This window comes from Pseudoalteromonas sp. 0303, from assembly GCF_013349995.1.
Taxonomy (GTDB): Bacteria; Pseudomonadota; Gammaproteobacteria; order Enterobacterales; family Alteromonadaceae; genus Pseudoalteromonas.
Genome location: NZ_JABVXF010000069.1, coordinates 1 through 10,225, shown reverse-complemented (window position 1 = coordinate 10,225; position 10,225 = coordinate 1). Strand labels below are relative to the sequence as shown.

General features: G+C 41.5%; 8 protein-coding genes, 5 tRNA genes and 1 pseudogene. 4 read left to right on the top strand and 10 right to left on the bottom strand.

Annotated elements, in window-relative coordinates; translation table 11 throughout:
- The 8 genes and pseudogenes from HUS62_RS21810 to murB form a co-directional block, all read right to left on the bottom strand.
- Window positions 1-77 (bottom strand): annotated as a pseudogene (locus tag HUS62_RS21810) (elongation factor Tu); the annotation flags it as partial.
- Between the two features lie 135 nt (window positions 78-212).
- Window positions 213-288, bottom strand: a tRNA-Thr gene (locus HUS62_RS21805).
- 13 nt (window positions 289-301) lie between these two features.
- A tRNA-Gly gene (locus HUS62_RS21800) sits at window positions 302-376 on the bottom strand.
- 44 nt (window positions 377-420) lie between these two features.
- A tRNA-Tyr gene (locus tag HUS62_RS21795) sits at window positions 421-505 on the bottom strand.
- 40 nt (window positions 506-545) lie between these two features.
- Window positions 546-621, bottom strand: a tRNA-Thr gene (locus HUS62_RS21790).
- Window positions 622-738: 117 nt separating this feature from the next.
- Window positions 739-1,437 (bottom strand): type III pantothenate kinase, encoded by a 699-nt coding sequence (locus tag HUS62_RS21785; protein ID WP_175081137.1) that lies wholly within the window; start codon window positions 1,435-1,437, stop codon window positions 739-741.
- Window positions 1,434-2,426 carry a bifunctional biotin--[acetyl-CoA-carboxylase] ligase/biotin operon repressor BirA gene (birA, locus tag HUS62_RS21780; RefSeq protein WP_130167786.1) on the bottom strand — a complete coding sequence of 331 codons (993 nt, stop codon included), beginning with the start codon at window positions 2,424-2,426 and terminating at the stop codon, window positions 1,434-1,436. The genes HUS62_RS21785 and birA overlap by 4 nt, the downstream gene beginning before the upstream one ends.
- Window positions 2,426-3,433 carry a UDP-N-acetylmuramate dehydrogenase gene (gene murB / locus HUS62_RS21775; RefSeq protein ID WP_175081136.1) on the bottom strand — a complete coding sequence of 336 codons (1,008 nt, stop codon included), beginning with the start codon at window positions 3,431-3,433 and terminating at the stop codon, window positions 2,426-2,428. Before murB ends, birA begins: the two co-directional genes overlap by 1 nt.
- Window positions 3,434-3,578: 145 nt before the next feature.
- Here murB and HUS62_RS21770 point away from each other — a divergent pair, with 145 nt between their 5' ends.
- Window positions 3,579-5,423, top strand: coding sequence for a M1 family metallopeptidase (locus HUS62_RS21770; RefSeq protein WP_175081135.1), 1,845 nt, complete (start codon window positions 3,579-3,581; stop codon window positions 5,421-5,423).
- A 52-nt stretch (window positions 5,424-5,475) separates the two neighbouring features.
- On the opposite strand, the gene HUS62_RS21765 is transcribed toward HUS62_RS21770, so the two are convergent.
- Entirely contained in the window at window positions 5,476-6,105 is a 630-nt protein-coding gene (locus HUS62_RS21765; RefSeq protein WP_175081134.1) for a DUF2057 domain-containing protein, read from the bottom strand.
- A gap of 105 nt (window positions 6,106-6,210) precedes the next feature.
- On the opposite strand from HUS62_RS21765, the gene HUS62_RS21760 reads away from it, so the two are divergent.
- From HUS62_RS21760 to HUS62_RS21750, 3 genes are all read left to right on the top strand, one after another.
- Window positions 6,211-6,582 (top strand): histidine triad nucleotide-binding protein, encoded by a 372-nt coding sequence (locus HUS62_RS21760; protein ID WP_175081133.1) that lies wholly within the window; start codon window positions 6,211-6,213, stop codon window positions 6,580-6,582.
- A 230-nt stretch (window positions 6,583-6,812) separates the two neighbouring features.
- Window positions 6,813-7,469, top strand: a complete 657-nt coding sequence (locus HUS62_RS21755) for a response regulator transcription factor (protein ID WP_063701100.1) — start codon at window positions 6,813-6,815, stop codon at window positions 7,467-7,469.
- 117 nt (window positions 7,470-7,586) lie between these two features.
- Window positions 7,587-9,743 carry an ATP-binding protein gene (locus tag HUS62_RS21750; RefSeq protein ID WP_175081132.1) on the top strand — a complete coding sequence of 719 codons (2,157 nt, stop codon included), beginning with the start codon at window positions 7,587-7,589 and terminating at the stop codon, window positions 9,741-9,743.
- A gap of 287 nt (window positions 9,744-10,030) precedes the next feature.
- Here HUS62_RS21750 and HUS62_RS21745 read toward each other — a convergent pair.
- A tRNA-Met gene (locus HUS62_RS21745) sits at window positions 10,031-10,107 on the bottom strand.
- Window positions 10,108-10,225: the final 118 nt, after the last annotated feature.

Genomic DNA, 10,225 nt, shown 5'->3' with positions numbered 1-10,225 from the left:
GTTTTACCGTGGTCAACGTGGCCGATTGTACCAACGTTTACGTGCGGTTTTACGCGTTCAAACTTTTCTTTTGCCATGACGGAACCTATCAGTTTTGTGTATCTAGATTACATATGAAAATAATCCACCGAGGGTAGATTAATTTAATTTTTTCAAATTTCAAATAGTTTTTCTGACAGATAAAGGAAGAAATTAAGATGAGTTCTCGATACTGGTGCTGATAGGCAGATTTGAACTGCCGACCTCACCCTTACCAAGGGTGCGCTCTACCAACTGAGCTATATCAGCAACACCAGAAGTCTGGAGCGGGCAGCGGGAATCGAACCCGCATCATCAGCTTGGAAGGCTGAGGTAATAGCCATTATACGATGCCCGCATAGGAACCTGTTCTTAAACTACCTCTAACCGTCAAGAATAAAGTGGTGGAGGGAGCTGGATTCGAACCAGCGAAGGCTGAGCCGTCAGATTTACAGTCTGATCCCTTTGGCCGCTCGGGAACCCCTCCACGAAAATTCTTTACTAAGTCACTTCCGGTAAAAGGAAAGTGGTGCCGACTATCCGAGTTGAACGGATGACCTACTGATTACAAGTCAGTTGCTCTACCAACTGAGCTAAGTCGGCACTGCTTTAGTACGGGGCGAGATTCTAAGGTAAGGTTTATTGTGATGCAACCATAAAATTAAAAAAAATGTGAATTTATGTGTTAAACGCTCACTATTCAGGCAAAAACCCGTATTTTTACTGCTTTATAGCTAATTCACGCCAATAATTCAGTCCTTTAAACACGAGCAGGCTGTCAAACTTAGCATCTATATATGTATCTGCTAACAATTTGCCATAACCACCAGCAAATATTAACTGACAACCCTGTTGGTTAAAATGTTGTTTTGCTTGCTCGATTGCACCGAGAGTAGCAACCATAGCACCATTTTTTAGGCCATTTGGCGTATTACGCCCTAACTCAGTCGTAAATGGGGTTTGCTCATCATCAAACACGCGTTGCGTATTTTGGGTAAGTGATGAGGTCATTAAATCAAGGCCAGGTAAGATCCAGCCTCCTAGATGCGCGCCTTCTTTATTAAGCACATCAATTGTCGTTGCTGTACCGGCATCGATAATAATGCAGTTTTGCTCGGGATATTCTACATACGCAGCGATCACAGCGAGCCAGCGATCAATTCCTAGGTTTTTAAACTGCTGATAGGCACAAGTTAACGTAGCGAGTTTAGCGGTCACCTCTGCTTCAAAGTAAGGAACAGCATGTTGCTGCGCCTGTGCTAATAACGGTTTAAGTAGCTCTGTGCTACCTACGCAGGCATAGACCAGCTCTGTTATTTGTGACCAAGGTAAATTGCTGAGTTCACAGGTTTGGTAATCCTTGCCATCAAATAAAACGGCTTTAATTGCGGTATTGCCAACATCCACTAATAGTTTCATAGCTCAGCCTTACGTAATGAAATTTCACCACCATAATAACTTTTCACTTCGCCATCTTGACGAATACGTACGCCACCTTGGTTATCAATCCCTTCGCAAATACCACGCCAGCTACGATGACCCGTATTGAGCTCAACACACTCGCCAGCAAATGCATTTAATTGATTCCACTGTAGATACATATCGTTTAAACCTGATTGCTGATACTGAGCTAAACGTTTTTCTAAATAAAAGCATAAATAAGCCACCAGCTTGTTTTTATCTAACCCCTGCACATGCTGACTTAAGTCAGTCCATGCTTGATCTATGTGCTGGCTAACACTTTCTGGCATATGTAAATTGATACCTATACCTATTACAAGCTGACAAGGACCTTGTGGTTGGCCGTCAAGTTCAACTAATACACCGGCTAATTTTTCACGGTTTAAGTAGATATCATTTGGCCACTTAAGCTCTACATCTAATTGATATAAGGCTTTAAGCGTATCGTAAACAGCAAGCCCAACAGCAATAGATACCCCCATAGCAGCTTGCAAACCATCATCCAAACGCCAAAAGTAACTAAAGTATAAGTTTGCACCAAACGGAGATTGCCAAACGCGCCCACGGCGCCCTCTTCCCGCTTGCTGCATTTCTGCAACTAATACGCTTCCAGATGGCAGTGATACTTCTGTTTGCAAACGGCGCATTAACTCACTGTTGGTTGAGTCAATAATAGGCTGCACTTCAACATTAGCTGTGCTGCCACCTAATTCATTATAATGCTGACCGATTTTATCTTTGTTCAGTAAGCCTGCACTATTATTAAGGCAATACCCTTTACCCGTAACCTTAAATATATCGAGCCCCATTTCCTGCAAAGAATGAATATGTTTACCCACTGCTGCACGGCTAATACCGAGCTGCTCGCCCAATTGCTGACCAGAAATAAAACCACCGGTATTTAGAGCTTGTAGAATAGCGAGCTTATTTCCATCTGGCGCTTTCATTATGAAGCTCCCAATTCAATGTGGCATTCATGTTCAGCATTGATCAGGCGTACTTCGTGCTGTAAAGCAATCTGATATTTATGCCAAACCTGTTGTTGTACATGCTTTACCATGGCAATTAAGTCATCACCTGTACTATTACCGTGGTTTACTAGCACTAAAGCTTGCTGCTGATGCACTTCAATACCTGCGACCTTAAAGCCTTTTAACCCAGCTTGCTCAATCAACCACCCCGCCGCAACTTTATGATGCTCAGCATCCACAAAGTAATGAGGTAGTTCTGGGTACTGTTTTAAAAGTAACGCAAGTTGCTCATTACTGATCACTGGGTTTTTGAAAAAACTGCCCGCATTAGCAAGTTCACTGGGGGTTGGTAGTTTGCTATTTCTGGTTGTGATGATTTGCTCAAATACCTGTTGTGGAGAGGGTTCTGAAAGCTGTTGCAATGGTCCATAACTCAGTACTGGCTGCCATTTTTTAGGTAGCAGTAACCCTACTTGGGTGATTACAGCTTTATTCTTCAGTGCATGCTTGAAGATAGAGTCACGATAGCCAAATTGGCATTCGCCTTTAGTTAAGCGCTTTATGGTTTTGGTGGCAATATCAAAGTATTCGACATAACTCACAAACTTTTCAAGCTCTACACCGTAAGCACCTATATTTTGCACTGGTGCAGCACCAACAGTCCCAGGTATTAAAGCAAGGTTTTCAAGCCCAGGCATGTCATTAGCAATAGTCATAGCAACTAATTGGTGCCAGTTTTCTCCGGCTGCAATGTGCAATAAAAAGCCATCGCTTTGCTGCTCTATATCTATGCCCTTCGTATTCATGTGGATCACAGAACCTTGGTAGTCAGATAAAAACACCGTATTACTGCCTTCACCTAAAATACAAAATGGCCCAGAAAAGTCTGTGCTTAAAAGCTGATTCACTTCATCAATTTGATAAAAATGCTGGCATTGGCTTGGCAAAGAAAAGGTATGAAAAGATTGCAGGGACTGAGCCACAAAACGCCTCAAAGGTTACCGGTAACTAATCGCATTAGTGTAACCTATCGTCGCAAAATACGCATTAGATTGTAAAAATCACTCAACCCACTGCACTAATCATGTTATAAAACGGGCTCTTTTTCATTTCCGTTCCAGGGTTATTATGAAGTTTAAACCATTACTTTTAAGTCTTGCTATGGCCGGTGCTTGCTCTCAAGCAACTGCAGATGCAATCAGCCAGCACACTTACGCAAACTTAGATGACGTAACAACCACTCACCTACTACTAGATTTAGATGTTGATTTTGATGACAAACAACTAGAAGGTTTTGTTGAGCACACGCTAGATTGGCACAATGCAACAAGCAAAACACTGGTGCTTGATACTCGCGATTTAGATATCGACAAAGTAATGTATCAAGATCAAAAAGGCAGCTGGCACAAAGCTGACTTCACCCTTGCTGCACGTGATGACGTGAAGGGCTCAAAATTAACAATTAAATTTAAAAGCCAAGCGGTAAAAGCACGTATTTACTACAACAGCCGCCCAGAAGCTTCAGGTTTACAGTGGTTAACACCAGAACAAACTGCCAGTAAATCACACCCATTTATGTACAGCCAATCACAAGCAATTCATGCTCGTAGTTGGATCCCAGTACAAGATACGCCAGCAATGCGCGTAACCTACTCGGCACGTATTCACACTCCTAAAGACATTCGTGCGGTAATGAGTGCTGATAACAAAGATGCACTTTATAAAGATGGCGATTATCTATTTAATATGCCACAACCAATTTCGCCATACTTAATCGCAATTGGTGCAGGTAATTTAGAATTTAAAGCCATGTCTAAGCAAACGGGTATCTTTGCTGAGCCAACAATTTTAGATGCATCAGTTGCTGAGTTTAACGACACACAAGCGATGATCGATAAAACTAACGCGATGTATGGCGAATACGCATGGGGTCGTTATGACTTATTAATGCTACCGCCAAGCTTCCCATTTGGTGGCATGGAAAACCCACGTTTATCATTCATCACACCAACGGTTGTTGCTGGCGATAAAAGCTTAGTAAACCTAATTGCTCACGAGCTTGCTCACTCTTGGTCTGGTAACTTAGTAACCAATGCGACTTGGGAAGACTTATGGCTAAACGAAGGTTTCACGTCTTACGTTGAAAACCGCATTATGGAAGAAGTGTTTGGCCGTGACCGTGCAGTTATGGAGCAAGCGCTTGATGCAGCCGGCTTACGTGCATTACTTAAAACTCTGCCAGCACCAGATACGCGTCTTAACTTAAAACTTAATGGCCGCGATCCTGATGATGCATTTAGCTCGGTGCCTTACACTAAAGGTCAACTTTTCTTAATTTATTTAGAAAACAAATTTGGTCGTGATAAGTTTGACCCATTCGTAAAAGCTTACTTTGACCAATTTGCGTTTAAGTCTCTTACAACAGCGCAATTTGTTACTTACTTAAAAGCTAACTTGATCGAAAAATATCCAGGCGTTGTGAGCATGGATAAAGTTAATGAGTGGATCTTTGAACCTGGTTTACCAAGCGATGCTCCTAATCCAACGTCTGATGCCTTCGATAAAGTTGATACAGTTACCAAAACATGGTTAAACGGTGAGATCAGTGCAGCCCAGTTACCAACAGCGGATTGGTCAGTTCACGAGTGGCTACACTTTTTGAATAACCTACCTCGTGATTTAAGCATCGAAAAAATGACTGAGCTTGATAATCAATTCAACCTAACACAGTCAACTAATGCAGAGCGTGCTTTCGCATGGTTTATGCTAGCGGTAGGTAATGGTTATCAACCAATTTACCCAGCGCTTGATGAACACCTATCAGGCATCGGTCGTCGTAAATTAATTGTGCCACTCTATAAAGCACTTATTAAAAACGGTAAAAAAGACTGGGCGCATGATGTGTACTTAAAAGCACGTCCGGGTTACCACCCACTTGCACAAGGTACTGTTGACGACTTATTTGCAAAGTAAGTCATCAAACACAAAAAAGGCGCTGCAATCAGCGCCTTTTTTAATTATTTTATTAGTTGCTTACTTTTTGTAAGAACGCACGGCGCTCTTCAGGGCTTGCTTGTTGCCACCAAAACTCAAGCATCGCAGCCGCATTCGGCATATTTTTCAAACCCGCTTGTCCGCCAGGTACTTTTGCAGGCAATGTGACAGGTACTGCAGTTGTAGGCTTGTTGCTTGTACTTGTAGCTGCAACTGGGGCACTGGCTACAGCTTGTACAGGTGCGCTAGCTGCACGATAGCTAACTATCGATAGCGGCACAGCAAGTTCACTGCCCTTGGCTTTTAAGCTTACTTGCGGTGATTCAGCAAACACTTCTGCCGCAACAGCATTACTGGCACGATTAAACACTAGGTCATAGTCTTTACCACTCTCTACCGTAAGCTCGACCCAAAATGGCTCTGACTCAACAACTTGATGGTCATCATAACCTTGCTCGTAAAGATCGGTATATTTCATCTTCACTTGGTAAGTACCAGGGGCAAGCTCAACATCGTCAACACGACTGAAAAACGACTGTTCAATTAGGCGCTCTCCAACTTGTAAGGGTACAAACTCTTCGGGAAAGTGAATAGTCTCAGCTACACTGCTGAAACTATTAAATAGCATTAACGCACTACTCAGTAATACTAACTTATGCATGTTCACTCCTTGGTTGTTCAACTTGCGGCAGTTTCAGTTTGACACTGCAAATAAAGTTTGTCATTAGTGGGCGGTCATTTAACCACATTTATAAGAGAGCTAAGTATGAGCCAAGAGACTATTTTTACAAAGATTATTAACCGAGAGATCCCAGCTGATATTGTTTATGAGGACGATCTATCTTTAGCTTTTAAAGATATTAACCCACAAGCCCCTTTTCATGTGTTGATCATTCCAAAAACACCAATAGCGACGATTAATGATGTTACAGAAGAAAATTCATCTTTAGTCGGTCATTTATATGTGGTTGCAGCAAAACTTGCTAAACAGTTTGGCTTTAGTGAAGACGGTTTTCGCGTCGTAATGAACTGTAATGACCATGGCGGACAAACCGTGTACCATATACACCTACACATGTTGGCAGGGAAAGAAATGGGCTGGCCTCCATACCAAGATACGAAAAAACAAAAAATCTAATACTTTAATGTGTAAACAAGTGTAAAAAGTAGCACAAACATATTATTTCTGGCTATAATGAATATATATCAGTTAGTTAACATATTGCGATTAGTTAACTAACTGTAATTTTTGACACAAAATAGACACGAACTGTACTTTTCCTGCACAACTCTCAGAAATTTCTAATACGAAAGGGGTGGATTGCGTGATAGGATTTAACTGTCAACTTTATTCAAGAGTGTATATATATGAGTAGTTCAGCCTTTTTATTATTAGATCCAGAGCCAATTAACACTATTGGCATTAACGTATTAGAGCCATTGTTAAAAACACAAGGACTAGCAGTGACATCTGGTACTGATATCTCTGAAGTACCAGAAGGAACACGCTTGTTATTTATTGAAACGTCAAGCACAGATCCGTGGGGCAAGTTAAAAGAACAACTAGTTAATCTACGAATGAAATGCGATATCGTATTGTTTAACTTAGATGAGAACCCTGAACTTGCAAACCGTGCTCTATTAAGTGGTATTCGTGGTGTGTTTTACACAACAGATAATGCTGATGTGTTAATGAAAGGCATTCGTTTATTACTTGAAGATCAACTATGGTATCGCCGCGACATCATGTGTAATGCATTAAATCGTATGTTGCAGTTCAATAAAGACGCACTCCACAAATTGACAGATGGTGACATCGAACCGGTTAAACTTACTAAACGTGAAAAAGCAATTATCTCACTAATGAGTAAAGGTTCGAAGAATAAAGAAATTGCTGAAGACTTAAGCATCAGCCCACATACAGTTAAAACTCACTTATATAGTGCATTTAGAAAAACTAAATGTCGTAACCGTATCGAGCTATTGTCTTGGGCACAGCAGAATATTCCAGACGAAATTCGCTAAACCAAACAAAACATCCTACTAGTTAAAACAGACGCAGCCGCGTCTGTTTTTGTTTCTGGTTGCTAAACACTGTAATTGACTTTATGCTCAAACTGATTGCAAAACACCGGAAATACAATGCTCGACTCAGCCACTTTATATTACGCCAGTGCTGCCATGATGGCAGTAATGACTCTTCTTAATTACCTTACATGGCGAACCAATAATAATACTCCGGGCACCTTACTCTATATTTTCTATCCTCTAGTGATGTTTGCATCGGTAATGAGTTTTGCACTGCATGGTCATATCAATAATATTGCCAGTGTTGCTATCGCAAATACCCTACTCTTTAGTGCATCCATTATTCATGTACTCGCGATTTGCCAATTTTTAAATGCCAAGTGCGTTGGTTTTAAAACCTTTGTTGCAATCACGGTGGTGCTCGCGATTACCATGATTTATCTTGCCACTGATAGCACAGAGTTACGTAGTCGAATTTTGGTTTCAGATCTTCAGCACATAGTTGAAGCCTTGTTTTTACTGGCATTATTTATTCGAAATGGCCGTAAAAGTTACCCTAATGGCAGCATTGTCTACATTTTAATTCTCAGCATTATTCTGGCTATATTTACAGGCCGAACCTTAATGATGGGAGATGTCACAACAGCAAGCTTATTGTCAGCGGATTGGTTTAGTATCACTTTATTCATCAATGGTGTTATTGCGCCGATGTTTTATGCAACTGGTATGGCGCTATTATGTAATGAACGTCGCGAACAAAACCTCAATCAGTTAGCAGAAAAAGCTCATAAAGACTTAGAAATTCGTGGTTTATTCCTATCAACTATCAGCCATGAAATACGTACGCCGTTAAATGGCATTTTGGGTAGTGCACAGCTAATCATGAACCAGTCGAGTGACCCACGTGACAAACCTTATTGTGAAGCAATAATTAACTCAGCTGAGTCGCTAAACTTACTGGTAGATAAAGTACTCGATTACGCCAGCCTTGATCAGCGTGATGAAGCGCTCTACGAAGAAGACGTCGAGTTTAAAACCTGGCTCAATAACCTGTGCCTTTTACTCAGCCCTTTAGCAGAGCAAAAACATTTAAAGTTTGAACTTATATACAACTTGCCCGATCAAGCATGTTATTACTGCGACCAACAAAAACTCAGACAAGTTATTATTAACTTAGTAGGTAATGCGATTAAATTTACCGACCAAGGTGCAGTCAAAATCCAAGTAAAACTGCTCAATGAAGGGCAATTAGATCACCTTGTTCGTATCAGCGTCATAGATTCTGGACCTGGTATTGAAGATGAAGAAATTGCATACCTAACAGAACCTTACGTTCAAAGCAGCGCAGGTAAAGAAAAAGGTGGTACAGGCCTTGGCTTAGCAATCACCAGCCGCTTACTGGAAAGGTTAGGCAGCAAGCTCAATATTGAGAGTGAACTTAATAAAGGCAGTACTTTCAGCTTTGATATTCCACTTGCCATTGGCGAGCTTAGCCTCGTTGAACAGCGCCACCAATCAAAAGATTATGTTACTGGCCTAGACGTGTTATTAGTTGAAGACCTCGACTTAAACCAAAAAATTGCCATTGAATTTATGGCCGATGACGAGCACAAAATTAAGCTGGCAAAAGATGGGACAAGTGCGATTGAATTGATGCAAAAACATCATTTTGATGTGGTGTTACTCGATATGAACTTGCCTGATTTAACAGGCCAAGAAGTGCTGAAGAAGCTAAAAAATATCGACCATTTAAACCAGCGAACCCCGGTGTTAGCGTTCACCGCGAGCCTTAGCCCTGATGAAATAAAAGAATACTTAGCACTTGGTATCAAAGACATTGTTGGCAAACCAATTAAACAACAAAAACTACGCCAAGCACTTAGTGATTCACAAAGTAATCAAGCTGCAAGCATTGCTGTTGAGCTGCGCGATACACTCTATGATGAAACAGCCGCAGCGACTCTTGTCAGCTCATTCAGTGAAGATGAAGTGTCATCGATTTACAATGAGTTTGTATTGTCAGCCAGAAACAAACTGATCCGCTGTCAACAGCTCGTCGAGGACGATAAAGAGCAGTGCATCAAGCTACTGCACCGCCAAGCCAGCACCGCTTTACAACTAGGCTTTAACCGTTACGGTTTAGAACTGAAAAAAATTGAACGTAAACTTCTCGACAATAAGCCTTTAAAAGAATCATTAACCGATGCCTTATTACTGTGGCAAGAGAGCCTACAAGCTTACTTAAAGCATGTTAGAAGTGAATTAGCATAGCGGTAAGAAAAACACGCTTTCGCGTGCCTATTATGTAATTTCAGTTAGTTGTGGGAGCTGTGAATTTTGAGGGCGAACCGACGACCTTCGGGCTCTGAACCTGAATTTTAGACATAAAAAACACGCTTTCGCGTGCCTATTATATAATTTCAGTTGGTTGCGGGAGCTGTGAATTTTGAGGGCGAACCGACGACCTTCGGGCTCTGAACCTGGATTTCAGGCATAAAAAAACACGCTTTCGCGTGCCTGCTTGTCAAACTCATTTAATTTTAATCTTTAATTTCAGTTGGTTGCGGGAGCCGGATTTGAACCGACGACCTTCGGGTTATGAGCCCGACGAGCTACCAGGCTGCTCCATCCCGCGCCTGAATATTAAGTTTATTTTACTTCTCACTTAATTTAAGAAGTTGGTTGCGGGAGCCGGATTTGAACCGACGACCTTCGGGTTATGAGCCCGACGAGCTACCAGGCTGCTCCATCCC